Annotated in this window: 26 protein-coding genes and 1 tRNA gene; 8 read left to right on the top strand and 19 right to left on the bottom strand. The window is 67.3% G+C overall.

The features are described from left to right. Positions 1–12 precede the first annotated feature (12 nt). The 17 genes from ACZ5AC_RS16935 to ACZ5AC_RS16855 form a co-directional block, all read right to left on the bottom strand. The gene (locus ACZ5AC_RS16935; RefSeq protein WP_464248740.1) at positions 13–798 is read right to left on the bottom strand and encodes a tetratricopeptide repeat protein; all 786 of its coding nucleotides are present in this window, start codon (positions 796–798) and stop codon (positions 13–15) included. A 21-nt stretch (positions 799–819) separates the two neighbouring features. Further along, positions 820–1,530 (bottom strand): orotidine-5'-phosphate decarboxylase, encoded by a 711-nt coding sequence (gene pyrF, locus ACZ5AC_RS16930; RefSeq protein WP_464248739.1) that lies wholly within the window; start codon positions 1,528–1,530, stop codon positions 820–822. Further along, the gene (gene gmk, locus ACZ5AC_RS16925; RefSeq protein WP_464248738.1) at positions 1,527–2,168 is read right to left on the bottom strand and encodes a guanylate kinase; all 642 of its coding nucleotides are present in this window, start codon (positions 2,166–2,168) and stop codon (positions 1,527–1,529) included. Before gmk ends, pyrF begins: the two co-directional genes overlap by 4 nt. Then, positions 2,161–2,418 (bottom strand): DUF370 domain-containing protein, encoded by a 258-nt coding sequence (locus ACZ5AC_RS16920; RefSeq protein WP_028576869.1) that lies wholly within the window; start codon positions 2,416–2,418, stop codon positions 2,161–2,163. The genes gmk and ACZ5AC_RS16920 overlap by 8 nt, the downstream gene beginning before the upstream one ends. A 2-nt stretch (positions 2,419–2,420) precedes the next feature. Beyond that, positions 2,421–3,302 carry a YicC/YloC family endoribonuclease gene (locus tag ACZ5AC_RS16915; RefSeq protein ID WP_464248737.1) on the bottom strand — a complete coding sequence of 294 codons (882 nt, stop codon included), beginning with the start codon at positions 3,300–3,302 and terminating at the stop codon, positions 2,421–2,423. Beyond that, on the bottom strand, positions 3,287–3,850 hold the full coding sequence (locus tag ACZ5AC_RS16910; protein ID WP_464248736.1) for a DUF4416 family protein: 564 nt from the start codon (positions 3,848–3,850) through the stop codon (positions 3,287–3,289). The genes ACZ5AC_RS16915 and ACZ5AC_RS16910 overlap by 16 nt, the downstream gene beginning before the upstream one ends. After that, positions 3,847–5,139 (bottom strand): MiaB/RimO family radical SAM methylthiotransferase, encoded by a 1,293-nt coding sequence (locus tag ACZ5AC_RS16905; RefSeq protein WP_464248735.1) that lies wholly within the window; start codon positions 5,137–5,139, stop codon positions 3,847–3,849. The genes ACZ5AC_RS16910 and ACZ5AC_RS16905 overlap by 4 nt, the downstream gene beginning before the upstream one ends. Beyond that, positions 5,129–6,172, bottom strand: coding sequence for a tRNA 2-thiouridine(34) synthase MnmA (gene mnmA / locus ACZ5AC_RS16900; protein WP_464248734.1), 1,044 nt, complete (start codon positions 6,170–6,172; stop codon positions 5,129–5,131). Before mnmA ends, ACZ5AC_RS16905 begins: the two co-directional genes overlap by 11 nt. A gap of 30 nt (positions 6,173–6,202) precedes the next feature. Next, positions 6,203–7,666 (bottom strand): Asp-tRNA(Asn)/Glu-tRNA(Gln) amidotransferase subunit GatA, encoded by a 1,464-nt coding sequence (gatA, locus tag ACZ5AC_RS16895; protein ID WP_464248733.1) that lies wholly within the window; start codon positions 7,664–7,666, stop codon positions 6,203–6,205. Between the two features lie 37 nt (positions 7,667–7,703). Next, complete coding sequence (gene gatC, locus ACZ5AC_RS16890; protein ID WP_464248732.1) at positions 7,704–7,988, bottom strand: Asp-tRNA(Asn)/Glu-tRNA(Gln) amidotransferase subunit GatC; 285 nt, start codon at positions 7,986–7,988, stop codon at positions 7,704–7,706. Further along, positions 7,985–9,925: a penicillin-binding protein activator gene (locus ACZ5AC_RS16885; protein ID WP_464248731.1), complete on the bottom strand. Its 1,941-nt coding sequence runs from the start codon at positions 9,923–9,925 to the stop codon at positions 7,985–7,987. The genes gatC and ACZ5AC_RS16885 overlap by 4 nt, the downstream gene beginning before the upstream one ends. Before the next feature lie 129 nt (positions 9,926–10,054). Beyond that, positions 10,055–11,959: a molecular chaperone DnaK gene (gene dnaK, locus ACZ5AC_RS16880; protein ID WP_464248730.1), complete on the bottom strand. Its 1,905-nt coding sequence runs from the start codon at positions 11,957–11,959 to the stop codon at positions 10,055–10,057. A 169-nt stretch (positions 11,960–12,128) separates the two neighbouring features. Further along, a complete protein-coding gene (locus ACZ5AC_RS16875) occupies positions 12,129–13,088 on the bottom strand; it encodes a DUF4340 domain-containing protein (protein WP_464248729.1) in 960 nt (319 codons plus the stop codon). After that, a complete protein-coding gene (locus ACZ5AC_RS16870) occupies positions 13,085–15,466 on the bottom strand; it encodes a Gldg family protein (RefSeq protein WP_464248728.1) in 2,382 nt (793 codons plus the stop codon). Before ACZ5AC_RS16870 ends, ACZ5AC_RS16875 begins: the two co-directional genes overlap by 4 nt. A gap of 10 nt (positions 15,467–15,476) precedes the next feature. After that, on the bottom strand, positions 15,477–16,415 hold the full coding sequence (locus ACZ5AC_RS16865) for an ABC transporter ATP-binding protein (protein WP_464248727.1): 939 nt from the start codon (positions 16,413–16,415) through the stop codon (positions 15,477–15,479). Positions 16,416–16,676: 261 nt separating this feature from the next. Continuing rightward, on the bottom strand, positions 16,677–17,696 hold the full coding sequence (gap, locus tag ACZ5AC_RS16860) for a type I glyceraldehyde-3-phosphate dehydrogenase (protein ID WP_464248726.1): 1,020 nt from the start codon (positions 17,694–17,696) through the stop codon (positions 16,677–16,679). Positions 17,697–17,705: 9 nt separating this feature from the next. Next, positions 17,706–18,266 (bottom strand): GAF domain-containing protein, encoded by a 561-nt coding sequence (locus tag ACZ5AC_RS16855; protein WP_464248725.1) that lies wholly within the window; start codon positions 18,264–18,266, stop codon positions 17,706–17,708. Between the two features lie 189 nt (positions 18,267–18,455). Between ACZ5AC_RS16855 and ndk the strand changes: the two genes are divergently transcribed. From ndk to ACZ5AC_RS16830, 5 genes are all read left to right on the top strand, one after another. Further along, a complete protein-coding gene (gene ndk / locus ACZ5AC_RS16850) occupies positions 18,456–18,872 on the top strand; it encodes a nucleoside-diphosphate kinase (RefSeq protein ID WP_464248724.1) in 417 nt (138 codons plus the stop codon). Further along, positions 18,872–19,663 (top strand): pyrroline-5-carboxylate reductase, encoded by a 792-nt coding sequence (gene proC / locus ACZ5AC_RS16845; RefSeq protein WP_464248723.1) that lies wholly within the window; start codon positions 18,872–18,874, stop codon positions 19,661–19,663. Before ndk ends, proC begins: the two co-directional genes overlap by 1 nt. A 24-nt stretch (positions 19,664–19,687) precedes the next feature. Next, a complete protein-coding gene (locus ACZ5AC_RS16840) occupies positions 19,688–20,218 on the top strand; it encodes an N-acetyltransferase family protein (RefSeq protein ID WP_464248722.1) in 531 nt (176 codons plus the stop codon). A gap of 68 nt (positions 20,219–20,286) precedes the next feature. After that, positions 20,287–20,362: transfer RNA gene (locus ACZ5AC_RS16835), tRNA-Val, on the top strand. Between the two features lie 59 nt (positions 20,363–20,421). Further along, entirely contained in the window at positions 20,422–21,276 is an 855-nt protein-coding gene (locus ACZ5AC_RS16830) for a class I SAM-dependent methyltransferase (protein WP_464248721.1), read from the top strand. Between the two features lie 13 nt (positions 21,277–21,289). On the opposite strand, the gene ACZ5AC_RS16825 is transcribed toward ACZ5AC_RS16830, so the two are convergent. After that, entirely contained in the window at positions 21,290–22,258 is a 969-nt protein-coding gene (locus tag ACZ5AC_RS16825; RefSeq protein WP_464248720.1) for a CobD/CbiB family cobalamin biosynthesis protein, read from the bottom strand. A gap of 12 nt (positions 22,259–22,270) precedes the next feature. Then, positions 22,271–22,741 carry a tRNA (cytidine(34)-2'-O)-methyltransferase gene (locus ACZ5AC_RS16820; RefSeq protein ID WP_464248719.1) on the bottom strand — a complete coding sequence of 157 codons (471 nt, stop codon included), beginning with the start codon at positions 22,739–22,741 and terminating at the stop codon, positions 22,271–22,273. A gap of 104 nt (positions 22,742–22,845) precedes the next feature. On the opposite strand from ACZ5AC_RS16820, the gene rfbB reads away from it, so the two are divergent. The 3 genes from rfbB to hrcA are packed head-to-tail and all read left to right on the top strand — an operon-like array spanning position 22,846 to position 25,744. Then, entirely contained in the window at positions 22,846–23,871 is a 1,026-nt protein-coding gene (gene rfbB, locus ACZ5AC_RS16815; protein WP_464248718.1) for a dTDP-glucose 4,6-dehydratase, read from the top strand. Continuing rightward, on the top strand, positions 23,868–24,731 hold the full coding sequence (gene rfbD / locus ACZ5AC_RS16810) for a dTDP-4-dehydrorhamnose reductase (protein ID WP_464248717.1): 864 nt from the start codon (positions 23,868–23,870) through the stop codon (positions 24,729–24,731). Before rfbB ends, rfbD begins: the two co-directional genes overlap by 4 nt. Next, complete coding sequence (hrcA, locus tag ACZ5AC_RS16805) at positions 24,728–25,744, top strand: heat-inducible transcriptional repressor HrcA (protein ID WP_464248716.1); 1,017 nt, start codon at positions 24,728–24,730, stop codon at positions 25,742–25,744. The genes rfbD and hrcA overlap by 4 nt, the downstream gene beginning before the upstream one ends. Positions 25,745–25,768: the final 24 nt, after the last annotated feature.

The following is a 25,768-nucleotide window of genomic DNA, read 5'->3' as shown; positions in this document are numbered from 1 at the left end:
GAGCTCACTGGGTCATTCGGAAGTCGAAGGTCCCGTGCTGGATAATTTTTGCGGCAACAAGTTGTTCTTTTTCAGATACAAGAGAAACTTCTGCGCTATCTCCAGGTCCTTGTTCAACTTCAGCGCATTGCGCAGATGCTCGACGGTTTTCATGATGTCGGCCTTGGCGAAGCAGGCCCGCGCCATGTTGTAATGGAGGTTTTCGTCATTGGGGGACAGTTCCAGGGCCTTGGCGTAGTACTCGATGGCCTGGTCGTACATCTCGTTCTTGCGAAGGCTGATGCCGAAGTCGTTGAAAAGATGCTTGTGTTCAGCCTCGAAGGTCGCCTCCATCTTGATCAGGCGCTGAAAGATGTTGTCGGCCTTGCCCGTCTCCCCGCGCTCCAGATAAGTCAGCCCGAGGCCGAAATTGGCGCGGATGTTCTCCTCGTCCACCCGCAGGGCGTTGCCGTACTCCATCTCCGCGCTGTAGGTCTCGCCGTTGGAGCGATGGCGCTCGGCCTTGGCGATGGTCTGGTTCAGCTTGCGGATGCTGGGGTAGACCTTGCTGGTGTAGAATTCGGGTTCGGGAAAGTAGCTTTCCAGGAACTCGTCTTTGGAAATTTCCTGCTTGGGGCCCGAAGGGACGTAGTTCGGGTTCAGGGGCTGAATCCAGATCCGGCTCTCCTCGTCCTCTTCGGCGAACCAGTACATGGTCTGCGTGGTCTTGCGGACCGTCGCGCCCGCTCCGACCTTGGCGATCCTTTCGGAAGAAAAGACCCCCTTGATGCGGGATCGTTGTGATTCGGCTTCCGCCATGGGTTCCCCTCCAAGCAGGATTTACCCGGTCGCCTCCAGATACATGCGCGCGGCTTTCACCGGGTCGGCCGCCCTGGTGATGGGCCGTCCCACCACCAGATAATCACTGCCGTCGCGGGCAGCCTGGGCCGGAGTGCAGACCCGTGTCTGGTCACCCGCGTCGGCATCGGGAAGTCGAATGCCGGGGGTCAGGAGCCGAAAATCCGCTCCACATGCCTGACGAATAACAGAAACTTCCCGGCCTGAACAGACCACGCCGTCCAGTTTCCAGTTTTTGGCCGACCTGGCCAGATGAACGGTCAGATTGCGCACGTCCTCGTCGGTGCCGCCGGGATTCCAGGCCAGATCGGCCGCACCCATGCTGGTCAGGACGGTCACCCCGAGAATGAGCGGCGCGGTCTGGCCTGGAGAGAGGGCCAAGTCCCGCCCGGCCGCGGCGGCCTCGCACATGGCGCGGCCGCCCAGGGCATGGATGGTCAGCATGTCGGCGCCCATGCGCGTGCCCTGCGCCACCGCGGCCTGCACGGTGTTGGGGATGTCCATGAACTTGAGATCCAAAAAGACGCGGAAGCCCATGTCCTTGAGCCGGGCCGGAAGTTCTTTCCCCGCGTCGAGAAAGAGTTCGAGCCCGACCTTGACCCAGGGGACGACGCCCCGCAGGCGCGAGGCCAGGTCGAGCGCGGGGGCGGCGTCGGCAAAATCGAGAGCTACGACCAGCGCGGGAGTCTTCATCGATCACCCCACTGCCGCCCGAGTTCTTCGCGCCAGGCCTGCCGGTATGCGGGCCTCGTCTTTTCGGCCACATAGACGGCGCGCAGCTGATCGTACGCCAACTGCAGATCGTCGTTGACGATCCAGTGATCGAACCAGTGGCTGTCCATGATCTCCCCCCGGGCCGCTGCCAGCCGCCTGGCCACGACCTCCGCGCTGTCCGTGCCGCGTCCGGCGAGCCTGCGTTCCAGCACCTCCCGCGAAGGCGGGAAGACGAAGACGTAGCATCCCTGCCCCATGCTCGCCTTGAGCTGCCGCGCGCCCTGCACGTCGATGTCGAAGATCACGTCCCGACCCGCGCCGAGCAGGTCCAGGGTGGCCTGCCGGGGCGTGCCGTAGAGGTTGCCGTGGACCTCGGCCCACTCGGCGAAAAACCCGTTTTCGCGGCGCGCCTCGAACTCCTCGCGGGTCAGGAAATGGTATTCCCGCCCGTCGACCTCGCCGGGCCTGGGGCCGCGGGTGGTGCAGGACACGGAAAAGGCGAAGGCCTTGAACTCCGCCGTCAGGCGACGGATAAGCGTACTCTTGCCCGTGCCCGACGGGGCGCTGATGACGAGCATCATCCCCGTGTTGGCCGCGGCGTCGTCCGGACTATTCATCGCTGCCTCCCGCAGTGAATCGCTGGCTGATGGTTTCGGGCTGGATGGCCGAGAGGATGCAGTGGTTCGAGTCCGTGATGATCAGGGAGCGCGTTTTGCGGCCCTGCGTCGCGTCGATGAGCCTCCCGGCCTGCTTGGCCTCCTCTCTCAGCCTGCGCATGGGCGACGACGTCGGACCGACGATGGCCACCACCCGGTTCATGACCACGGCGTTTCCGAAGCCGATGTTGAGGAGCTTCTTCTTTTCCATGCCTACTCCAGGTTCTGGATCTGCTCGCGGCATTTCTCCAGTTCGGCCTTGAAGGCGACCACGAGCTGGCTGATGGCCGTGTTCTGGCTCTTGTTGCCGCAGGTGTTGATCTCCCGGAAACACTCCTGGACCATGAAGTCGAGCTTGCGGCCCACGGGCTCGGTCTGGCTGAAGTAGCCGTCGATGCCCTTCAGATGGATGTCGAGCCGCGTCAGTTCCTCGGACACGTCGATGCGGTCGGAAATGACGGCCAGTTCCTGCAGCATCCGGTCAGGGTCGGCCTGCACGCCGCTCTCGGCCAGCAGCTTGCCCACGCGCTCCTGCAGCAGGGCGAAGCGGTCCGCCGCCGTCCGGGACGCCAGGTCGCGGATCTCCTCCACCAGTTCGCCCAGCCGCGCGAAGCGGCCGCGCAGGTCCTCCTCCAGGGCCTGCCCCTCGCGCACCCGGGCCGCGTCCCAGTCCGCCAGGGCCTGCCTGAGGGTCCCGGTCAGGCTCTGGACCAGCTCCGGGTTCTCGATGCTGCCGGAGTCCTTCCACAGGGCGGAGATGCCCAGGAGGCGGTTCAGGTCGGGCGTGTGCGGCACGTCCATGGACGCGGCCAGCAGGTCCAGTTCGCGCAGCATGGAGGCGGCCATGGTCGTGTCGAGGCTCAGGCTCTGCAGCTCGGGGTTCATGATCTTGAGGCCGAGGAAGAGCTCGACCCCGCCGCGGCTGGCCACGGCCTTGACCTCGTTCTCCCACTCCTTCTGGTGGGCGTAGAGGGTCGGGGGGATCTTCCACTTGAGGTCCAGGTGGCGGTTGTTGAGGCTGCGGATTTCCCAGGTCAGGGCCCAGTTCTTTTCCTGGGCGCTTGCGCGGCCGTAGCCGGTCATGCTTCGTGGCATATGGTTTCCTCGTGGGGTTGCATGTTCTTGAGGGAGGCTCTGTACATCTCCCGGAGGCGGGTCAAGTGGCCTTTCATTTCCGGCTCGGCGTAGTCCGGGAAGGTCCAGGGCAGGTCGAACCAGTCGCCCTTTTGGAAGATGAGCGTCAGGTCGGCCCAGATGCCCCGGGACAGGTAGACGCGGTGCGTGAAATTCTTGCCCGTGGCCAGCACGAGCCGCTCCTGGTTGATGTAGCCGGGGTCGAGGTTGAAGAGGCGCCGACCGTCCCGTTCCCACTGCCTCTCCAGGGCGTTGGTGGCGAGCTTGACCTCGGCCAGGGCGTCCATGGCCAACGGCCGCCCGAAGGACAGGATGCGCCGCGTGATGGGCGTGCCAAGTTCCCCGTCGTAGTAGCCGGTCACGTTGAAGGGGATGGGGCCGGACTCGTAGTCCACGGGGCCGAGCAGCGCTTCGAGACGGGGCCGCAGGTCGTCCCAGAACTCGTCCCAGCGCGCGCTCAGGACCGACAGGAAGGCGCGGGCCGGCAGGGGGATGACGGGCGTGCTCACGACGCGCCCCCCGACCCGGCAAAAGGCCTGACGACCAGCCCCGCAGCGGCGACCCCGACCGGCGCGACCCGGAGCAGTTCCCGGGCCGTCAAGGGCGCGTCGCCTTCCAGCAGGCATTCGACGTAGAATTCGTTCATGCCCGTGCCGCCTTCCTCCGGCACCACGTCCATGTGCGGCAGGGCCAGCAGCCCCCGCAGGAATGCGGCCCGCTTGCCGGCCACGACCTGCCGCAGGGCCTTGGCCCTCTCCCTTCGCACATGGGCGGGCACGCTGCCCGGAAACGCCGCCGCCGGGGTGCCGGGCCGCTCGGAATAGGGAAAGATGTGGGCGTAGGACAGGGGCAGGCGCTCCACCACGTCCATGGTCTGACGCACGTGCTCCTGCGTCTCGCCCGGGAAGCCGGCGATGAGGTCCGCGCCCAGTCCGAAGACCGGCCAGACGCGGCGCAGGCCCTCCAGAAAGCCGAAGATCTGCTCCGGCCCGTAGTGCCCGCGCCCCATGCGGCGCAGCACCTCGGGGCTGCCGCTCTGCAGGGACAGGTGCAGGTGCGGGCTCATGAGGCGGCACCCGGCCAACGTCTCCAGGGCCTTGTCGTGCAGGTCTGCCGGCTCCAGGGAGCCGATGCGTAGCCGGGCCCGCCCGGCCCAGCGCGGGGCCAGGGCCCGGTCCACGGCGGCCAGGAGGTCCCAGAAATCGATGCGCGGGGAGAGGTCGCGGCCGTAGTGGCGCAGGTTGATGCCGCACAGGGACAGTTCCCGGATGCCGGCGTTCAGAAGGCGCTCGGCCTCGACCACGACGTCGTGCGGGTCGCGGCTGACGGAACGGCCTCTGGTGGAGGGGATGATGCAGTAAGTGCAGCCGTGGGAGCAGCCGTCCTGGACCTTGATCACGGCCCTGGCGCGGTTGTAGTCGGAAATGCGCAGGGACGGGAACGGTCCGGCCTGCGTCGCGGCATGCCCCAGATTCGCCTTGCCCTGCTGGGAGACGACCTCGTCCACGGCGTCAAGCGCCAGGATGCGTTCCCGGTCGGCCTCCACGGCGCAGCCCGCCACGATGATGCGCGGCCTTGGCGAGACGGCCGCGAAGCCCCGCACCAGCTTGGCCAGGTCCAGCACCGCCCGCTCGGTCACGGCGCAGCTGTTGACGAGCACGATGTCGGCCAGGGCCGGGTCGTGGGTCTCCATCAGACCCTCGTCCAGCCAGGCCTCGCGGATGGCCTGGGACTCGTACTGGTTGACCTTGCAGCCCTGCGTGGCCAGGAAAAACAGCTGCCCCGGTTTACGCTTCATGGAGCGCCTCCCGGATGACGGCCCCGGCCAGTACCTGCCCGTCGGCCGAATAGACCGCCGCCACCTGGCCCGGCGTGGGGATGGACCTGGGCCCGGGGAAGACGACCGTCATGCCCTCTTCGTCCACACTCACCCGCGCCGGTTCGGGGCGCTGGCGGTAGATGGTCTGCACCAGCACCTCGTCCGGCCACGCCTCCGGCGGGCAGAGCAGGTTGGGCCGCTCGGTGCGGCACCCGAGGGCCATGGCCTCGGGTTTGGGGCCGACGAGGAGCCGATTGCCCGCAAAATCCTTGCCCGTGACGTAGAGGGGCTCGCTCCAGGCCACGCCCAGCCCCTTGCGCTGGCCCAGGGTGTGATTCCACAGGCCCCCGTGGCGGCCCACGACCCGCCCGTCGGCCAGGGCGATGGGCCCGGGCCCGCCCAGCCGCACGCCGCGGCCGCGCAGGAAATCCCGGTAGTCCGCAGGGATGAAGCATACCTCCTGGCTCTCCCGGCCGGCCGGGGGCGTGAGCCCGCGCTCGGCCAGGGCCAGCCGCACCCGGTCCTTGGTCCAATCCGCAAGGGGAAAGACGACGCGGCTAAACCGTTCCCGAGGCACTCTGGACAGAAAATAGCTCTGGTCCTTGGCCGGATCGAGGCCGCGGAAGAGCGCGAGGCCCCAGGGCCTCTCCTCCAGTCTGGCGTAATGGCCCGTGGCCAGCCGACCGGCGCCCAGCGACCGCACGCGGTCAAGGAGCAGCCCGAACTTGATGGCCGGGTTGCAGGCCGCGCAGGGGTTGGGCGTCAACCCGGCCTGATAGGCCCGCACGAAGGGGGCGACGACCAGTTCCTCGAATTCGGCCCGCAGGTCGATGACGTCGAAGGGCACTTCCAGCGCCGAACACGTCGAGCGAAGGCCTTCGATCAGGGCCTCATCGGGCGAGGGCAGAAAAAGGGCGTGCACGGCCATGACGTCCGCCCCGGCGTCCCGGAGCAGCAGCAGGCTCATGAGGGAATCGGCCCCTCCGCTCAGTGCGATCGCGATCTTGTGCATAAGAAAAAGGCCGGATGGTCCGGCCGTCTGTCAGGCAATGGGGGGCGCGGGCATGGCCGGCAGGTTCGCCTCCAGGACCGCGGCCGCGGCCAGCAGGGGCGCCTCCTGCAGGTTGCCGGCGAAGAGTTGCAGGCCCACGGGCATGCCCGTGTCCCGACCCAGCCCCACCGGCAGCGACATGCCCGGCAGGCCGCTTAAGTTCAGGGAAATGGTGAATATGTCTGTCAGGTACATCTGCAGTGGGTCCGCCGTGTTCTCGCCGATGGCGAAGGCCGTGGTCGGGCAGGCCGGACCGCAGATCAGGTCGCACTTGCCCAGGGCGTTCAGGAAATCCTGACGGATGAGGCGGCGCACCTGGGCGGCCTTCCGGTAATAGGCGTCGTAGTAGCCGGCCGACAGCACGTAGGTGCCGAGCATGATGCGGCGCATGACCTCCTCGCCGAACCCCTCGCAGCGCGAACGGGTGTACATGGTGGCCAGGTCCACGGATTTGGTGCTGCGCCTGCCGTAGCGCACGCCGTCAAAGCGGGCCAGGTTGGAGCTGGCTTCGGCCATGGCCAGGATGTAGTAGGTGGCGATGGCGTATTCCGTGTGCGGCAGGGACACGGGCACGATCTCGGCGCCAAGCGATGCCGCCAGGTCCACGGCCCGGCGGCAGGCCGCGTCCACCTCGGCCGACAGGCCCTCGCCCCAGTACTGCTCGGGCAGGCCCAGGCGCAGGCCCTTGAGGGATGCGCCCTGGATGGCTTCGAGGTAGTCGGGGACCGGGGCGTCGATGCTGGTGGAATCCTTGGGGTCGTGGCCGGCGATGACCTTCAGGACCAGGGCCGCGTCGGCAACGGTGCGGGTCATGGGCCCGGCCTGGTCCAGGGACGAGCCGTAGGCCACGAGGCCGCGGCGGGAAACCCGGCCGTAGCCAGGCTTGAGGCCGACGATGCCGCAGAAGCTGGCCGGCTGGCGGATGGAGCCGCCCGTATCCGTGCCGATGGACGCGAAGCACTGCCCCGCCGCCACGCTGGCCGCCGAGCCGCCGCTGGAGCCGCCCGGAACCCGCGCCGTGTCCCAGGGGTTTTTGGTGATCTTGTAGGCGGAGTTCTCCGTGGACGAGCCCATGGCGAACTCGTCCATGTTGGCCTTGCCGATGATGATGGCGCCGGCCTCCTTGAGCCTGGACACGCAGTGGGCGTCGTAGACCGGGACGAAATTCTCCAGGATGCGCGAGCCGCAGGTGGTGGGCAGGCCCTCCGTGGCCAGGACGTCCTTGACGGTGACGGGAACGCCCCACAGGGGCCTGGACGCGTCGGGGCCCGATGCGTCCATGGCGCGGGCCTGGTCCAGGGCCGCTTCGCCCGCCACGTGCAGCAGGGCGTCGAGGGCCGGTTCCGTGGCGGCGATGCGCTCCAGGCAGGCGGCCGTGGCCGCCTCGGCGGTGACCTCGCCCGAGCGCAGGAGGTCGCGGACACGGGTCAGGGATAGATCGAAAAGCTGTGACATGAACAATCCTCTCGGGGCTGGTGGATGATACCCGCGGTCACACGATGCGAGGGACGATGAAGTACTGGCCGTCGGTCTCGGGGGCGTTCTTCAGGATCTGGGCGCGGGAGAACTCCCTGGAGACCTCGTCGGCGCGCAGGGCGCCGGGCTGGTCCACGGGGGTGTACATGGGCTCGACCTCGGCCGTGTCGAGTTCGTTCAGCTTGTCCATGTAGCCGAGGATGTCATCCATCTGGGAGCCCAGCGTGGCCGCCTGCTCGGGACTGATCTCCAGCCTGGCCAGGGTGGCGATGGCCAGGGCCTTTTCGGGGCTTATCTTCATTGCTTGGCCTCTTTTTTTCTCTTTTCTTCAAGTTGTGCCCGGCGCTCCTCGCGGCGAATCTGCCGCATCTCTCGGGTCTGCTGGATCTTCGCCAGGTCGGCCTGGATCATGCCGGTCTGCGTCGGCTGGAAGAGGAACATGTCCTGGCTGAGCTTGCCGCCGTCCCAGTGCATGGGAGCGATGGACCACGGCATGCGCGCCGCGGCCTCGGCCAGGGCCCGGTTGAAGGCCTCGGCGGAAGATTGCGCACCGCCGACCAGGGCGCAAAAGCGCACGAAATCATACCCGATGGCCGCCCACAGGTCCGGCTCCTCGCCGCCGCCCTCCTGCATGCCGCGCTTGAGGTTCTGGGCGCTCTGCGAGTTCAGGTCCGGACTCCAGGCGCCGGGGAAGACCGTCAGGCCGAAATACTGCATCTCGAGCTTCGCGTCGGGCAGCCCCTGGCTCCAGAGCTGCGGGCCCAGAAAGAGGAGCCGCGTCTCTTCAAAGTAGTGGAAGAGCGGAGCCAGCTGCTGCACCCGGAAGAGGGAGTCGGGCATGAAGACGGCCTGGAAGGGCGGCTCGGGGTTCATGGCGTCCTTGTCGCCGCTGGCGCCCAGGACCGAGGCCACGGCCTTGGTCCAGCCGGGAGGGTTCTCGACCTCGTAGCCGCGGACCACGGGCACGCTCGCCCCGAGCATCCTGGCCTGGTCCTGGAAGACCTGGGACATGGCCGTGCCGAAGCGGTCCTGCGGGTAGAGGACGGCATAGGACGTGACCCCGAGCTGTTCGCACCAGCGGATGAGCGCCCGGACCTGATCCTCGGGGCTGCTGAAGAAGCGCCAGGCCTCCAGCCCCTCGTCCTCGACGCTGGGCATGAAGGTCATGAAGCGCAGGCTGCGGTGCAGCCCCGAGACCCGGATCTTCTCCCAGATCTCCTTGCGCAGGGGCCCGCCGACGATGGACGAACCTTCCAGCGCCTTCAGCTCGTCGAGAAAGGTCGGCGACTCGGTGTTGATGAGCTTGATGGCCGGGGCTGCCGTCTGGGCCCGGCTTTCCCGCCAGGCGGCGTCCGCGCCCTTGGCGATCTTCCAGCCCACCTGGGAATACGGGCCGGACAGGGGCAGCAGCAGGACGAGGCTCTGGCTGACTGTGCCGAACTGCTGCTCCAGAGAGCGCAGGTTGCCGGCGAAAAAGTCCCGGTTGGCCAGTCCCCCGGCGCGCACGATGGTCGACAGGCTCGGCCACACCGCGGCCCAGTTTCCCTTGTCCCGGGCCAGGAGCTTCATGCTCTGGGCCCAGACGACCATGGACCAGGGGTAGGCGTTGCGGTCCGCGCCCAGCGCCCCGTCGAGCACCTTCTGCAGTTCTTCGGATGAAAGGGACTCGGCCCGCGTCAGGGCCGTGGACTCCAAGGCTCCCTTGGCGTCGTTGTCCGGGGCCGCCCCGTAGACCAGACCCAGCGCATCGAAGGCCAGACCGTACTCCGGTTTGTTCCAGAAGTGGTCCACCAGCTCCATGCCCGCCGCCTCGCGCGTGGTCCAATCCATGTCCTTACGGCCGACCATGTCGATGAGATACGAGGAATAGGCGTCCTGACCCTTGCGGGCCAGCAGGAGCTGCGCATTGGCCTGGTTCCATTCCCAGGAGGCGGTGGCGTTGCGGCTCTCGGACTTCCAGGCCTGAAGGTTGCGCTCGGCCAGGTCGAACTCGCCGAGCTGCACGGCGCTGCCCACGGTCTTGCTCCAGGCTTCCTGCCGCCCGGCATCGCCGGGCTTGGTCGTCTGCAGGTGCCTGGTGTATTTTTCCAGGGCCTTCTTCGGGTCTTCGGCCCGGTAGCCGGGCAGTCCGGCCGAAGTCGAGGGGCCGGGGGTGGAGCGGATGACCGTCTTGGGTATGCACGAGGCCAGACCCAGGACGAGGACGAGCATGCACAGGGAAAGGGAGCCGAGTTTCATAGAGATGAGGTGGGCGGCGGCCAGCCCGGGATGGACGTTGCTATCGGGTAAAAAAAAGCCTGGCCCCCTCAAGGGCCAGGCGCGAAGTATAGGGACCGGCAATTTGCCGTGTCAAGCCGATGCTTGCCGCTACTTCACTTCGGTGTAGTCGGCATCGACGACGTCGTCGTCATCCTTCTTGGGTCCGGCCTGCCCGTGGGCCTCGGGGCCCGCTGCGTGGGCGCCCGCGTCGGTCTTCTGGGCGTAGAGCTTCTCGGCCAGCTTGTGGGAGGCCTGGGCCAGCTCGTCCATGGACTTCTGGATGGCCTCGGCGTCGTCGCTCTGCATGACCTTCTTCAGGGCCTCGGCCTTGGTCTCGATGTCGTTCTTCAGGGCCGCATCGATGTTCTCGCCGAGGTCGCGGATGGACTTCTCGGTGGTGTAGATGAGCGTGTCGGCGCTGTTTCTGACCTCGATGAGCTTCTGCTTCTTCTTGTCCTCTTCGGCGTGGGACTCGGCCTCCTTGACCAGGCGCTCGATGTCCGCGTCGCTCAGGCCGCTACTGGCCGTGATGCGGATGGACTGCTCCTTGCCCGTGCCCAGGTCCTTGGCCGAGACGTTGACGATGCCGTTGGCGTCGATGTCGAAGGTGACCTCGATCTGCGGCACGCCGCGGGGTGCGGCCGGCAGGCCCGTCAGCTCGAAGCGGCCCAGGGTCATGTTGTCCGAGCACATGGGACGCTCGCCCTGCAGCACGTGGATGGACACGGACGGCTGGTTGTCGGCGGCCGTGGTGAAGGTGTTGCTCTTGCGCGTCGGGATGGTCGTGTTGCGGTCGATGAGCTTGGTGAACACGCCGCCCAGGGTCTCGATGCCCAGGGACAGGGGGGTCACGTCGAGGAGCAGCACGTCCTTCACGTCGCCCGCCAGGATGCCGCCCTGGATGGCCGCACCCATGGCCACGACTTCGTCGGGGTTCACGCTGCGGTTGGGCTCCTTGCCGAAGAACTCGCCGACCTTCTTCTGCACCAGCGGCATGCGGGTCATGCCGCCGACGAGGATGACCTCGTTGATGTCGCCGGTCTTGAGGCCCGCGTCGGCCAGGGCCTTGCGGCAGGGCTCGATGGTGCGGTTCACCAGCGCTTCGCACAGGGATTCCAGCTTGGCGCGCGACAGCTTCATGGTCATGTGCTTGGGCCCGTTCTGGTCGGCCGTGATGAAGGGCAGGTTGATGTCCGTCTCCATGGAGGTGGACAGGTCCTTCTTGGCCTTCTCGGCGGCCTCCTTCAGGCGCTGCAGGGCCATCTTGTCCTTGGACAGGTCGATGCCGTTCTCGCGCTTGAACTCGTTCACCAGGTAATTGATGATCTCGTGGTCGAAGTCCTCGCCGCCCAGGAACGTGTCGCCGTTGGTGGCGCGCACCTCGACGACGTTGTCGCCGACTTCGAGGATGGAGATGTCGAAGGTGCCGCCGCCGAGGTCGAACACGGCGATCTTCTCGTTGGCCTTCTTGTCCGAGCCGTAGGCCAGGGATGCGGCCGTGGGCTCGTTGATGATGCGCTTGACTTCGAGGCCCGCGATGCGTCCGGCGTCCTTGGTGGCCTGGCGCTGGGAGTCGTTGAAGTAGGCCGGCACGGTGATGACGGCCTCGGTCACGGTCTCGCCCAGGTAGGTCTCGGCGTCCTTCTTCAGGCGCTGCAGGATGAGGGCGGAAATCTCGGCCGGGCTGTACTTCTTGTCGCCGATCTGCACGTAGGCGTCATTGTTGGCCCCGGACACGATCTTGTAGGGGCTCTTGGCGATCCAGTCCTTGAGCTTGGGGTCGTCGAACTGGCGGCCCATGAGGCGCTTGACGGCGAAAACGGTCTTGTCGGAGTTGGTCACGGCCTGGCGCTTGGCGATCTCGCCCACGAGGCGGTCCTGATCCGTGAACGCGACGATGGACGGCGTTGTCCGGCCGCCCTCGGGATTGGTGATGCACTTGGCGTCCTTGCCTTCCATGACGTAGACGCAGCTGTTGGTGGTTCCAAGGTCTATGCCGATAATCTTGCCCATTGTAGTCTCCTGTGGCTTGAATTCGAAAAGTTCATGTAAAAATCGGGCTCAAATTAAAGCCTAAAAACCGGTTGTAAAGGGCGAGGCGACATTTTTCTGCACAAAAAATCGGTCCCGCCCCGGTGTGAAACCGGAACGGGACCAAGCGCGGGGGGCCCAGGATGACGCCCTATTCGGCTTTTCCGGCCGGCGCGGGGAAAAGGCGGCCCGCGACCGACGGCGCCATGCGGTAGAGATGGGGCGACCCGGCGACCCTTACCAGGAAGCCGTTTTCACCTTCAGGCGCGCCTTCCAGCACCGTGACGCCCGAATCCGTCGCCACCTCCAGCCGATGGGTCGGAAAGGTCGGACCCGTCTGCGGCGGATGGACGGCCTCGGTCACGGGCACCCGCTCCAGCACGGCCAGAACGCCCTCCATGCCCTCCTTGGCCAGGCCCTTGCCCCTGGACAGGCGGAAATCCCACTCGGCTTCCAGGGTCGCGTTGGCCGCATCCCCTCCGGACGGGACGCGGCGGGCAAGAACCGCCTCGACGCCCGGAGCCTTCAGCCGGACTTCCTTCACCGTCTCCCGGGGCAGGGCGGCCAGGGTCCCGTCGATCCAGAACTGCGGGGACAGGCTCGGTCCCTGGGCGCCGAGCTGGCCCAGGATGGAGCCGGGCACGGCGTACACCTCGGGGCTGCCGGCAGTGCGGACAAAGACGTTGCGGAAATCGCCCTTGCCCACAAGCAGCCTGGCCTGCTCCCGCCCGCCGGCCAGGAGCGCCAGGCTCATGGCCTGTTCCTCCTGCAGGCCGTAATCGCCGAGCACCGCGGGATCGGCCGAGCGCAGTTCCCCGCGCAGGGCGGCCAGCGCGTCCAGCATGCGTCCGATGCTCCCCTCGCTGGCCGGCACGCCGCCCAGGGCGGGGATGACCCACAGTCCGTCCCGTTTCTCCAGCCGCACGGCGGCGTTGCCGGGCCTGGCCAGTTCGGCTGCGTCGACGGAGGCGGTCAGGTCGGGGGCGACGAAGCTGCGCAGGGAATCCGCCGTGAGCGTGTTCTCGCCCCGGCGCGAGGCCTTGCGGTACCAAAGCCCCCCTGCCAGGACAGCCAGGACGAGGGTCAGGATGAGGATGTTTCTGGCGTTCATCGCGCACCCCCGAGGCTATGCTCGAACAGGGCCCGCCGGCGGCGGCGTCCCCAGGCGCGGGACGCGGCCAGGCCGGCGATGAGCAGTCCGGGCAGGCAGTAGGTCGCGAATTTCCAGAAGGACGCATCCTCGGGCGCGACGTCGAGAATGTAGCGGGGGACGAGCTTCTTGCCCCGGATCTGGATCAGGTCCGTACCGTGGGCCATGGCGTCCACGGCGTTCAGGACCAGCTCGATGTTGCTCTGCAGCAGGTCGTCGCCGAACATGGTCGCCCCGCCGATGAGCAGCAGCTCGCCGGGGGCCTGGATCGCGTCGATACGCCTCTCCCCTGCGGCACCCTCATTTCCGGCCCAGGCAGGGGCCGGCTCGGGGGGCGGCGGGAACTGCCCCGTCAGCCGGATCACGGCCGGATGGGACCCGAGGCCCTCGGCCGGGGGCTCGATATCGCGCTGGGTCAGGCCGCCCTGCACGTCGGCCAGCCAGGAGCCCGGGCTGGAGGACGCGAGCACCGTGGCGTTCAGGCCCTTTGCGGCCAGGGCCTGCGGGTCAGGGGCCAAGGCCGCGCCCCACAGGTAGAACAGGTTCTCAAGACGCGCGGTCAGCGGGTCGTCGGGATTCATGTTGTCCCTGGTCAGGACGATGTGGATGGGGAGCGTGAGGCTCATGCCGCCGCCGAAGACCTGGTCGAGACGGCTGCGGGACACCTGGATGGCGGTGTTCTGCGGGTCCATGAGCACCCTGTCCTCGACGGTCACGCCCAAGTCGCGCAGCCACTCCTCCAGGCCGCTTCGCACCGGCATGCGCTGCACGGCGATGTTGCCCGCGGCCATGTCGTAGTTCCACTGGCTGGTCTGCAGGGCCAGGATGGTCTTCTTTCCCGAAGCCAGGGCCGCGCGCAGCTCCCACGCCTGGCGCTCGTCCAGATTCGCGGGGGCCAGGGCCAGGATCACGTCGGCGTCGGCCGGCATGGGGCTGTCCGGCGTGAGTTCCACGGGCCGAACCTGGAACTTCTCGTGTTCCAGGACCTGCCGCAGGAGCCCGAAGCCCTCGCCGCCGATCAACGCCACCAAGGGCTGCCGGTCCAGGGTCTGGCGGTAGACCGTGGACACGAGCATGTACTCCAGTTCTCCGAGAGAGTCCGGCACGATGCGCGGGATGATCTCCTCGGCCCTGTCCTTGTAGGCCACGCCGATGGACGAATAGATCAGGTTGCTGACGGACCCGGTCTGACGCATGGCCGAGACCGAGAACGGCTCGACGCCCTTCTCGAGCATCCGCTTCTCCAGCGGGTCGGCCTTGTCCCGCGACGCGCCGAAGGGGTCCGAGTCCACGACATTGGCCGCGCGCATGTGCACGCGCTTGAAGGACACCATGCCGCCGCTGGCCAGCCGCAGCTCTTCCAGGCGGTCCATGACGTCGCGTTCCAGGGTTTTGATCTCCGTGGGCATGTCCTCGGCCGGGGTGACGTAATACGTGACCTGCACCGGCACCTTGAGGCCGGAGAGAATCCGCCTGGACGCCTCGCTCACGGTGTGGACCTTGCCTTCGGTCCAGTCGAAGCGGCCCAGGCTGGCGTCGCCCGCCAGGGCGTTGAAGACCAGTCCGATGCCCAGGCACAGTCCCGCGCAGGCGGAGAACAGGGCCGCGAAGCCCCTGCGGCCGCGCCCTTCGACGAACATGCCGTTCAGGAAGAGGAAGAGGCCGGTCCAGACCAGGAAGTAGGCCAGGTCCGCCACCTCGACCACGCCGCGGGTGAAGACCGTGTAGTGCCCGGTCACGCCCAGCAGTTCGCGCAGGGCCGAACCCAGGCCGCCGATCCAGGCGTCCAGGGCCGTGGCCGCGAAATCCGTGCCCAGCAGAAAGAGCGCGAAGCAGGCCAGAAGGCTCAGCACGAAGGCCACGATCTGGTCCCTGGCGAAGCCCGAGACGAGCTGGCCCAGGGCCAGGAAGAAGCCGCCCAGCAGGATCGCCCCCAGATAGGACGCGGCCATCTGCCCGAGGTCCGGGCGTCCGAGCGTCGCGACCATGACCGGCAGCAGCAGGGTCGAGGCCAGGGCCAGGAGCAGGAAACAGAAGGCCGCGGCGAACTTGCCCAGGACCAGGGCCATGGGGTGCATGGGGAAGGTCAGGAGCATCTCCACGGTGTTGCCCGCCCGTTCCTCGGCCCACAGGCGCATGGTCACGGCGGGCACGAAGACGCAGAGGATGACGGGCAGCACGTTGAAGAAGCTGCGCAGCTCGGCCACCGGGAAGAGGAAGAACTCGGTGACGTAAAGCGTGCTCGCCATGAGGGTGAAGACGATGAGGAAGATGGCGCCGATGGGTGAATTGAAGTAGGCGCCGAACTCGCGGCGCAGGATGGTCAGAAAGTTTCGCATGTCGTCCTCCTCAGGCCGCCTTTTCGGACTGCGTCAGGGCCAGGAAGGCGTCCTCCAGGGACGCTCCCGACATGGTCAGCTCGCGCAGGGCCCAGGATCTGGACGCGCACAGCGCCGCGACCGCCTCCAATCCGGTTGATCCTGCCGGGGCGCAAAAACGGACGCGGCTCCAGCCCACCTCCTCGCGCACGAGTTCTGGCCGGCCGAACCCTGCGGCTTCCAGGGCCGGTCCGACCTCGGCGAAGGGCGCCGCGACCTCGGCCTCGCCGAAGGCCCTGACCCCGGCCAGCAGGGCCAGGTCCGCCAGGGTGCCCCGGGCGCGCACTTCGCCCTGGCTGATGATGACGACGCGGTCGGCGATGGCCTCGACCTCCTGCAGGATATGGGTGGAGAAGATGACCGTCCTGGAGGCCGCCAGTTCGCGGATGAGGTCGCGGATTTCGAGGATCTGGTGCGGGTCGAGGCCCGTGGTCGGCTCGTCGAGGATGATGACCTCGGGGTCGTGGACCAGGGCCTGGGCCAGGGCGGTGCGCTGGCGGTAGCCCTTGGACAGTTCGCCGATGGGCCGGTGGAACATGGGCGTGAGGCCCGTGCGGACCAGAACCCACTCCAGCCTCTCGCGCAGGCGCGCCCCCGAGAGGCCGCGGGCCCGGGCCACGAAGTCCAGGTACTCGCCGGTCTCCATCTGCAGGTAGAGGGGCGGGTTCTCGGGCAGATACCCGATCCTGCGGCGGACCTGCAGGGGCTCGCGCACCGTGTCGAACCCGCAGACCGTGGCCGAACCGCGCGTGGGCCGCAGGCAGGTGGTCAGTATCCTCATGACGGTGGACTTGCCGGCCCCGTTGGGGCCCAGCAGCCCCAGGACCTCGCCCTGCCGGACGTCGAAGGTGGCATCCGCCAGAGCCGTGACCGGGCCGAACTGCATGCCCAGGTGTTTTGCGTCGATCATGGCAGCTCCTTGGAATGGTTGAGGTTGTACGGCCGCCGGAAGGAGGCGGCCTCGGACACGCCTGCGCTAGAACAGAATTTCGCCTGAAATCAAGTGCGAATTTCTGCACAGGAGAACGGCGTCTTGTGCGGAAAATGTCGCATTTCATGCGCAGAAAGATGGAATCCACCGGCGCGGGTTGCAAAGCCCGGACCGGGTCGAAAAAAAATCCCCCTGCCGGGACAATCCGGCAGGGGGAACATGCGCTGGCGAAGAAGCCGCCTAGAACCCTTTCTGCCCCATGAGATGGGCCAGGTCGGCCACGCGGCAGGAATAGCCCCATTCGTTGTCGTACCAGATGAGCACCTTGGCCAGGTTGCCGCACTGCACGGTGGTGAAGTCGGCCTCGACCACGCCCGAATGCGGGTCGGCGATGAAGTCCGAGGACACCAGCGCCTCCTCGCTGTAGCCGAGGATGCCCTTCAGCTCCCCTTCGGCGGCCGCCTTGAAGGCGGCTTTCAGCTCCTCGGCCGTGGTGTCTCGCTCCAGCACGGCCACGAAGTCCACCAGGGACACGGCCGGCACGGGCACGCGCACGGAGTAGCCGTCGAAGCGGCCGGCCATCTCGGGCAGGACCTTGGCCACGGCCTTGGCCGCGCCCGTGGAGGTCGGGATCATGTTGCAGGCCGCGGCCCGGGCCCGGCGCAGGTCCTTGTGCGGCAGGTCGAGGATGCGCTGGTCGTTGGTGTAGGCGTGGACCGTGGTCAGCACGCCCTTGGCCACGCCGAACTTCGCGTGCATGACCTTGACCGCCGGGGCCAGGCAGTTGGTGGTGCAGGAGGCGTTGGAGACGATGTGGTGCTTGGCCGGGTCGTACTGCCCCTCGTTGACGCCGATGACCACGGTCAGGTCCTCGTCCTTGGACGGTGCGGTGATGATGACCTTCCTGGCCCCGGCCTCCAGGTGCTGGGCCGCCGTGGGCCCGGTGCGGAAGATGCCCGTGGACTCGATGACGATATCCACCCCGCAGGCCTTCCAGGGGATGAGCTTGGGGTCGCGCTGGGCGAAGCTCTTGATCTCCCATTCCCCGCCGACGCGGATGGTCGCGTCGTCGGCCTCGACCTCGGGGGCGAAGCGCCCGTAGGACGTGTCGTGCCGCAGCAGGTGGGCGTTGGTCCGGGTGTCGAAGAGGTCATTGATGGCCACGACTTCCAGGGTGTCGCGGTGGCGCTGCCAGATGGTTTTCAGGACCTGGCGGCCGATGCGCCCGAATCCGTTGATGCCGATGCGTGTCTTTCCCATATGCTCCCCCTAGTCCTCGAAAACCTGGTAGTCGTAGGCGTTGATCAGTTCCATCTGGCGCTTCAGGGTCTGGTGCATGCGCGCGTTCTCGATGGCGATGGCCGAGATGTTCGCGATGGCCTGCAGAAAGCCGGTCTCCTCGGGCCCGAACTCCCTGCGCTCCCCGGTGTAGACGCGCAGCACGCCGATGGGCCGGCTGCCCTCCACGAACATGGGCGCCACCAGGACCGAGGCCAGACCCTCGGCCGCGGCCTCCTTGCCGTACTGAAAACGCGGGTCCGTGCCGGCATCGGCGATCTGCACCACCTTGCCGGTGAAGGCCTCGCGGTCCAGGCCGCTCTTGGCCACCTCGACCACGCCCTTTCTGGTGTAGCGCTCGCTCAGGCCGAACTGGGCCGCCGGCTTGAGGACCTTGCCGCCGCGGTCCAGCAGGCGGATGAAGCATCCCTTCACGCCCATGGCGCGGGTGACCTGCTCCGCGATGCGGTTCAGGACCTCGCCCGGGTCGAGGCTGGAGTTCACGGTGCGGCTCACTTCATAAAAAATCTCGTAAAGACGTTTTGTACTCATGATTTCCTCCGCTGTATTCAAAGGCTTCCCCGGAGGGATACACCAGGACGGCCCGGGAGACCAACACAATTTCCCCATGACACAAACATGCAATTTGAGCGACCAAACAATGCATTCAAAAAAGCCGCTCCTTGTATTTTCCGGTCGCAGAGTATAGGACGCCGCAAAAAATCACATCGAGGAGCATTTATGGAACGCACTTTCTCCATCATCAAGCCCGACGCCATCGCCCGCAACCTGCAGGGCGAAATCATCGCCATGATCCAGAACGCCGGCCTGCGCATCATCGGCATGAAGATGATCCACTTGTCCAAGGCCCAGGCAGAAGGCTTCTACGCCGTGCACAGGGAGCGCCCCTTCTTCGGCAGCCTGACCGACTACATGTGCTCCGGACCCTGCGTGGTCATGTGCCTTGAAGGCGAGAACGCCGTGCAGAAGTACCGCGACCTGATGGGCGCCACCAACAAGGACAACGCCGCCGAAGGCACCATCCGCCGCAAGTACGCGCTGGACATCGAAAAGAACTCCTGCCACGGTTCCGATGGTCAGGACACCGCGGCCGTCGAGATCGCGTACTTCTTCAACGCTCTGGAACTGGTGGGATAATGAAACGCTTCGGGTTCATCGGACTTGGGAACATGGGTGGCGCCATCGCCCGCGGGCTGACCGCGGGAGGCGCCTTCGAGCTGCACGGCTTCGACCCCAGCGACGTCATGTGCGGCAAAAACGCCGACATCATGACCATCCACAAGACCGCGCAGGACGTGGCCGGGAATTCGGACTTCGTCCTCCTGGCCGTCAAGCCGCAGGTCATGCGGCCTGTCCTGCAGGGGCTGGCCGAGTCCCTTGGACCCGAAACGTGCCTCGTGTCCATCGCCGCCGGCGTGACCGTGGCCCAGCTGGCCGCCTGGTCGGGCGGAGCCTGCCCCGTCGTGCGAGTCATGCCCAACACTCCGGCCATGGTCGGCAAGGGCGTCTACGCCCTGTGCTTCGACCATGAAAAGATCGACGAAGCCTGCCGCCGGACCGTACTCGAAACCTTCTCGTCCATCGGCCAGGCCCACGTCCTGCCTGAGAAGCTCTTCGACGCTTACACCGGCCTCATCGGCTCGGGCCCGGCCTATGTCTACGCCTTCATGGAAGGGCTCATCGACGCCGGCGTGACCCTGGGCCTGACCAGGGCTCAGGCCACGGACATGGTCACGGGCCTGGTCGGCGGCTGCGCCCTCATGGCAGAGGCCGACGGGGCGCACCCGACGCTGCTGAAGGAAATGGTCACCTCCCCCGGCGGCACGACCATCGCAGGGCTCAACGCCCTGGACGAGCACCGATTCAAATTCGCCCTGTCCCAGGCGGTCCTGGCGGCCGCCCGGCGAAGCAGGGAACTCGCGGAGTAGGGCGGCCTGGGGCCGCCTTTTTTCATGGCCGAGACCCTGCGCAGCGCACGCATCCTCGCCCGGCCCGTGACCAACGCCGACATCCGGGCGGTGGCCGGCATCTATGGAGGCAACCGGGATCTGCTCGTCCTGCTGGACAGGGAGCACGATCCCCTCGTCCTGTCCCGGCGCTTCACGCAAGGGCTGAACCTCCCGCAAAGCGCCCCGACCGCCCGGCTTCACAACTTCCTGCTATGCGACGTCCGCACCGAGCAGCCTCTGGGCCTTTTGAGCCTGTGCATGGGCTACCCGGCCGGGGACGTCGCCTACATCGGCGAGCTGTTCCTTCACCCCCGCTTCCAGGGGGCGGGGCTCGGACGGGAAATCTGCCTGCGCCTGGAGCAGGTGTTGCGACCGGGACCGGCGAAAACTCTGCGGGTCGGCGTGGGGCTCAGAAACTGGAACGCCCTGCGGTTCTGGGTAAAGCTGGGGTTCACCCATGTCACCGGCATGAGCGGAGACCGGCATTTCAGCCCGCACGGTCACGCCTTCATCGAACTCGAAAAGAATCTCTGAACCTGTCGAATTCTGCTGCCGGGAAATTCTTGACAGACGAAGAGGCCGAGGCTAAAGGCTTTCTCCTCGGGCGATTAACTCAGTGGTGAGAGTGCCATCTTCACACGGTGGAAGTCACAGGTTCAAATCCCGTATCGCCCACCACAGACCGCAAAACCCTTCCAGGCAGCCGCCCGGAAGGGTTTTTCGCTTATGGAGCCATCATGCGCAGCACGGACGATTACGAACTTCTCGACAGCGGCAACGGGCAGAAACTGGAGCGCTTCGGCCCCGTCATCCTGGCCCGCCCCTGCGCCCAGGCCGTGTGGCAGCCGAAGCACCCGGAGCTCTGGGATTCGGCCAACGCCACCTTCGACCGCAAGGACGGGCTCAACTGGCACGGCCGCGAACGGCTGCCCGAAGAGTGGGTCGTCACGGCCCGCGGCGTGCGCATGCGCCTCTCGACCACGGACTTCGGCCATCTGGGCATCTTTCCCGAAACCCTGGACCTGTGGGAATGGATCGCCGGCAGGATCGGAGAAGCCGGGGCGCAGGGCGCCCAGCCCCCCCGTTTCCTGAACCTCTTCGCCTATTCCGGCGGCGCGACCCTGGCCGCGGCCAGGGCCGGAGGCCAGTGCTGCCACCTCGACGCATCCAAGGGCATGGTCGAATGGGCCAGGGGCAACGCGGCCCTGAACGGGCTGCAGGACGCGGGCATCCGCTTCATCGTCGACGACGTCGGGGCCTTCCTGAAGCGGGAGGTGCGCCGCGGCCGCAAGTACGACTGCGTGCTCTTGGACCCGCCGTCCTTCGGGCGCGGCAAGCGCGGCGAGCTCTACAAGGTGGAGAAGAACGTGCAGGAGACGTTGGAACTGGTCCGCCAGGTCCTGAGCGACACCCCGCTCTTCGTCCTGCTGACCTCGCACACCCCGGGCTTCACGCCCATCGTGCTGCGAAATCTCCTGGAGCAGACCTTCGGGGCGGGGGACCTGTCCTGCGGCGAGATGCTCCTGCGCGGCGGGGAAGGCGTCATGGATCTGCCCAGCGGCACCTGGGGACGGTGGGAAGCGAAGTGCTGAAGCTGGCGGACGCCTAGAGGCTCCACCAGGCCAGCGTGCTGCCAAGCACCGTCAGCGACGCTGCGGCGACCGCTGCGGCCGCCACGATGACCCTGCGCATGCGGCGGATGCCCGTAGCGGACCAGATCACCCCCTGGGGCCCCAGCGGGGGCTTGTCCTTGATTTTGCCGAAATAGCGCGTCGGGCCGCCCATGCTGACGCCGGCCGCGTGGGCCGCGGCGCTCATGGGCCAGCCGGCGTTGGGGCTGTCCATGGTCCGGGCGTCGGCGGCGATGTCCTTCCAGGCCGCCCTTTTCCCCAGCATCCAGCCCGCCATCCATATCAAGAGCGCTGCCAGCCTGGCCGGAACCCAGGCCAGCGCGTCGTCGGCGCGCGCTCCGGCCTTGCCCAGCTCCTCGAAGCGCTCCGTGCGGTAGCCCCACATGGAGTCCGCGGTGCTGACGGCCTTGTAGCCCCACAACGCGGCCGGTCCCAGCAGGGACAGCCAGAAGAAGGGCGCCACGAAGCCGTCGTTGAAGTTCTCGGCCAGGGTCTCGCCCAGGGCCCGCAGGACCTCCTCCTCGGTCATGTCCGTCGTGTCGCGGCTGACCAGGCCTGCAAGGTGCACCCGGGCCGCGGCCAGGCGCCCGCTTTCGAGCAGGTTCAGCACGGCCTGGACCTCGCGCAGCAGGCAGCCCAGGGCCAGGCCCGCATAACCCAGGTACAGGGCCAGCATCTCGCCCAGCAGGGGGAGCCCCATCAGGAGGCGCACCAGCAGCATGCTCGCCCCGGCCAGCCCCGCCACGGCCACGCCTCCGGCCAGCCGCGGGCCGAGCCATGACCGCCGTGCCCACCCTTCGAGCCGGTCCAGGGCCCGACCGATCAGCCGCACCGGGTGGGGCCAGTCCGCGGGGTCGCCGAAGAGCAGGTCCAGGGCCGCGCAGCCCAGCAGGAAGACGAGAATGGAGAGGTTCAGAGGCAGGTCGTAGAGGGCTTCGAGCATGGCGGTTCCTCGTTATTGCGGTGAGTCCTCGCGCCGGTCCAGTTCGCCGGTCTGGCGGTAGGCTTCGTAGAGCAGCACGGCCGCGGCGTTGGCCAGATTGACGCTGCGGACCTGGCCCCAGATGGGCATGCGCACCAAATGCTGAGCGTCCTGCAGGACTTCCGGCGGCAGCCCCCTGGTCTCGGGCCCCAGGACGATGATGTCGTCGGGCTCGAAGGCGAAACGGTGATAGGCCGTGCCCTGGCGGGCGCTGGTGAAGACCAGGCGGCCGGTGTCGCGGCCTTGCAGGAACGCGGCCCACGAGGGCCAGACCCGCTTGTCGACGTGGGGCCAGTAGTCCAGGCCGGCGCGCTTCAGGTACCTGTCCTCCAGGCTGAACCCGAGGGGCTCGATCAGGTTCAGGCGGGTCGTGGTGGCGGCGCAGAGCCGGGCGATGGTGCCGGTGTTCGGCGGGATCTCGGGTTCGTAAAGCGCAATTTGCATCTTGGATTCTCTTTGCATATTTTCTATGGCTGGCCGGGGCGCCGGGCAGCGCCCTCAACCACTTGGCCGTCAATGACGCTCCCGTCAAGAACCACGGAGAACACATGCACCTGCTCGTCACCGGAGGCTGCGGCTTCATCGGCTCCAATTTCATCCAGCACATGCTCGCCGCCCGCGACGACCTGACCATCGTCAACCTCGACAAGCTGACCTACGCGGGCAACCGCCGCAACCTGGCCGAGGTCGAGGAGAGGCATCTGGGCGGCCGCTACCATTTCGTGCACGGCGACATCTGCGACCAGGAACTCGTGCCCGACCTGCTGGCCCGCTTCCCCTTCGACGCGGTCCTCAACTTCGCGGCCGAGTCCCACGTGGACCGTTCCATCAGCGACCCCTTCCCCTTCATCACGACCAACGTCGTCGGCACCCAGAACCTGCTGGAGGCCGCCCGCCGGGCAGGGGTCCCGCGCTTCGTGCACATCTCCACCGACGAGGTCTACGGCACCCTCGGGCCCACCGGGCAGTTCACCGAGGACACGCCGCTCGCGCCCAACTCGCCCTACTCGGCCTCCAAGGCCTCCTCGGACCTCCTGGCCCGGGCCTATTTCCACACCTACGGCATGCCCGTCATCGTCACGCGCTGCTCCAACAACTACGGGCCCTTCCAGTTCCCGGAAAAGCTCATCCCGCTGGTCTACCTCAAGGCCTCCAGGGGCGAGCCCATCCCGGTCTACGGCGACGGCCTGAACGTGCGCGACTGGATCTACGTCCTGGACCACTGCCGGGGCGTGGAGGCGGCCCTCTTCAGGGGCACGCCCGGCGCGGTCTACAACTTCGGCGGCGACGCCGAACGCACGAACCTCGACGTGGTGCGCACCATCCTGCGCCTGACGGGCAAAAGCGAGGACCTCATCACCTTCGTCACGGACCGGCCCGGCCACGACCGCCGCTACGCCATGGCCTTCGCCCGCTCCACCGCGGACCTGGGATGGCGGCCGGAGGTGACCTTCGAGGACGGCATGGCCCGCACCTTGGCCTGGTACGAGGCCAACGGGGCCTGGCTTGACGAAGTGCAGAGCGGCGCCTATCGCCAGTTCATGGACGCGTGGTACAAGACGAGGCAGGCGTGAGGAGCGCCGTCGTCCTGGGAGGAAAGACCGGGCTCCTGGGGCAGGCCCTGTGCATGGCCATGACCCGCAGGGGCTGGACCGTGCACGCGCCCGGCCGCGCGGACCTCGACCTTTTCGACCGCCCTGCCGTGGAGGACTATCTGACCCGGACCGGCGCGGACATCCTCTTCAACACCGTGGCCTACACCAAGGTCGACCAGGCCGAGGACGAACCGTCCGAAGCCGCGCGCCTCAACCGCCAGCTCCCGCTGGTTCTGGGGCAGGCCGCGCGCAACGCGGGCGTACGGCTGGTCCACTACAGTACCGACTTCGTCTTCAACGGGCGAAAGACCACCCCCTACACCATCGAGGACCAGCCCGACCCCCGCTCGGTCTACGGCAGCACGAAGCTGCAGGGCGAACGCGAGCTGCTGGCGCTTGGCCTGCCGGGCCTGCTCATCATCCGCACGTCCTGGCTCTTCGGCCCCTGCAAGATCAACTTCGTGACCCGCATCCTCGAACTGGCCGCCGCGCGGCCCGAGCTGTCCGTGGTCCACGACCAGGTCGGCAGCCCCAGCTACACCCCGGACCTGGCCGCAAACTCCCTGGCCCTGGTGGAGTCGGGGGCGGCGGGTCTCTTCCATCTGGCCAACTCCGGCCAGGCCAGCTGGTGCGAACTGGCCGCCGAGGCCGTGCGCGGCGCGGACCTGCCCTGCCGGGTCAAGCCCATCACCTCGGCGCAGTACCCGCAGAAGGCCGTCCGGCCAGCCTATTCGGTCCTGGACCTCTCGAAGTTCACGGCCGCCACGGGCATCACCCCGCGGCCATGGCTGCAGGCCCTGCGCGAATTCCTCTTTTCCCGGGAAGACTGCCTGTCATGATCCTCGGCAAGCGCGAAACCCAGGTCCTGGCCGCGGTCATCGAGACCTACGTCGAGACGGCTCTGCCCGTGGCCTCCCAGACCCTGGCCGCCGGACTGGGCCTGAGCCCCGCGTCCCTGCGGGCGACCATGGCCGCCCTGACCGAAAAAGGGCTCCTGCAGCAGCCGCACACCTCGGCCGGCCGCGTTCCCACAGTCAGGGGCTTCCGCTACTATCTGGACCAGGTCTTTCGGCTCGCCCCCCTGTCGCGCCGCGAGCAGTCCAGGCTGCACGAGCACATCCTTCCCGGCGAGGGCGAGCTGCCCCAGGTGCTGCGCCGCGCGGCCCGGGCCCTGTCGTCCCTGACCCGCCAGGTCTGCGTGGTCATGGCGCCGCGCCAGGATCTGGCCCGCTGGCGGCAGATCGACTTCGTCCTCCTGCGGCCGGGCATGATCCTGGCCGTGCTGGTCATGCAGGGCGGGCTGGTCAGCAACCGCATGATCCAGATGGACGAATCCCTGAACGCCGACGACCTCATCCGCTACGGCAACTACCTCAACAGCCTCTTCGAGGGCCGCACCACCACGGAGGTGCGAGGCGAGATCGAGCGCCAGCTCCAAAGCGCCCGCAAGACCCTCGACGCCTACCGCCGCGCCTGGGAGCTGGCCGCCCAGGCCCTGGCCGAGGAGGAGCCGCCCGAAGTCTTCGTCGGCGGCGCGAGCCACCTCGCGGACCAGCCTGAATTCACGGAACTGGAGACCATCCAGGAGCTGCTGCGGCTCATCGAGGAGCGTTCGCGGCTGCTGGAGCTCCTCGACAAGACCACGGCCGGCGCGTCCGTGTCCGTCAACCTGGCCGAGGACATGCCGGGCATCGCCGGCTGCTCCCTGGTGGCCTCGCCCTACAGCGCCTTTTCCAGCGCCCACGGCACCCTGGCGGTGCTGGGACCCGTGCGCATGAACTACGCCCGCATCGTGCCCATGGTTGACTTTGCCGCTCAAATACTTAGTCAGTGCCTCAAATCCCGCTCCTAGGGAGCTTCGTGAAACGACTACTCA

This window comes from Desulfomicrobium aestuarii (assembly GCF_055385525.1).
The sequence above is the reverse complement of the archived record's forward strand: the minus strand, read 5'-3'. Positions and strand labels throughout refer to the sequence as shown.

Bases quoted from the DNA above. Each gene is read 5' to 3' on its own strand.
- ACZ5AC_RS16935 (WP_464248740.1), bottom strand. From the start codon at position 798: ATGGCGGAAGCCGAATCACAACGATCCCGCATCAAGGGGGTCTTTTCT.
- pyrF (WP_464248739.1), bottom strand. From the start codon at position 1,530: ATGAAGACTCCCGCGCTGGTCGTAGCTCTCGATTTTGCCGACGCCGCC.
- gmk (WP_464248738.1), bottom strand. From the start codon at position 2,168: ATGAATAGTCCGGACGACGCCGCGGCCAACACGGGGATGATGCTCGTC.
- ACZ5AC_RS16920 (WP_028576869.1), bottom strand. From the start codon at position 2,418: ATGGAAAAGAAGAAGCTCCTCAACATCGGCTTCGGAAACGCCGTGGTC.
- ACZ5AC_RS16915 (WP_464248737.1), bottom strand. From the start codon at position 3,302: ATGCCACGAAGCATGACCGGCTACGGCCGCGCAAGCGCCCAGGAAAAG.
- ACZ5AC_RS16905 (WP_464248735.1), bottom strand. From the start codon at position 5,139: ATGAAGCGTAAACCGGGGCAGCTGTTTTTCCTGGCCACGCAGGGCTGC.
- mnmA (WP_464248734.1), bottom strand. From the start codon at position 6,172: ATGCACAAGATCGCGATCGCACTGAGCGGAGGGGCCGATTCCCTCATG.
- gatA (WP_464248733.1), bottom strand. From the start codon at position 7,666: ATGTCACAGCTTTTCGATCTATCCCTGACCCGTGTCCGCGACCTCCTG.
- gatC (WP_464248732.1), bottom strand. From the start codon at position 7,988: ATGAAGATAAGCCCCGAAAAGGCCCTGGCCATCGCCACCCTGGCCAGG.
- ACZ5AC_RS16885 (WP_464248731.1), bottom strand. From the start codon at position 9,925: ATGAAACTCGGCTCCCTTTCCCTGTGCATGCTCGTCCTCGTCCTGGGT.
- dnaK (WP_464248730.1), bottom strand. From the start codon at position 11,959: ATGGGCAAGATTATCGGCATAGACCTTGGAACCACCAACAGCTGCGTC.
- ACZ5AC_RS16875 (WP_464248729.1), bottom strand. From the start codon at position 13,088: ATGAACGCCAGAAACATCCTCATCCTGACCCTCGTCCTGGCTGTCCTG.
- ACZ5AC_RS16870 (WP_464248728.1), bottom strand. From the start codon at position 15,466: ATGCGAAACTTTCTGACCATCCTGCGCCGCGAGTTCGGCGCCTACTTC.
- ACZ5AC_RS16865 (WP_464248727.1), bottom strand. From the start codon at position 16,415: ATGATCGACGCAAAACACCTGGGCATGCAGTTCGGCCCGGTCACGGCT.
- gap (WP_464248726.1), bottom strand. From the start codon at position 17,696: ATGGGAAAGACACGCATCGGCATCAACGGATTCGGGCGCATCGGCCGC.
- ACZ5AC_RS16855 (WP_464248725.1), bottom strand. From the start codon at position 18,266: ATGAGTACAAAACGTCTTTACGAGATTTTTTATGAAGTGAGCCGCACC.
- ndk (WP_464248724.1), top strand. From the start codon at position 18,456: ATGGAACGCACTTTCTCCATCATCAAGCCCGACGCCATCGCCCGCAAC.
- proC (WP_464248723.1), top strand. From the start codon at position 18,872: ATGAAACGCTTCGGGTTCATCGGACTTGGGAACATGGGTGGCGCCATC.
- ACZ5AC_RS16840 (WP_464248722.1), top strand. From the start codon at position 19,688: ATGGCCGAGACCCTGCGCAGCGCACGCATCCTCGCCCGGCCCGTGACC.
- ACZ5AC_RS16830 (WP_464248721.1), top strand. From the start codon at position 20,422: ATGCGCAGCACGGACGATTACGAACTTCTCGACAGCGGCAACGGGCAG.
- ACZ5AC_RS16825 (WP_464248720.1), bottom strand. From the start codon at position 22,258: ATGCTCGAAGCCCTCTACGACCTGCCTCTGAACCTCTCCATTCTCGTC.
- ACZ5AC_RS16820 (WP_464248719.1), bottom strand. From the start codon at position 22,741: ATGCAAATTGCGCTTTACGAACCCGAGATCCCGCCGAACACCGGCACC.
- rfbB (WP_464248718.1), top strand. From the start codon at position 22,846: ATGCACCTGCTCGTCACCGGAGGCTGCGGCTTCATCGGCTCCAATTTC.
- hrcA (WP_464248716.1), top strand. From the start codon at position 24,728: ATGATCCTCGGCAAGCGCGAAACCCAGGTCCTGGCCGCGGTCATCGAG.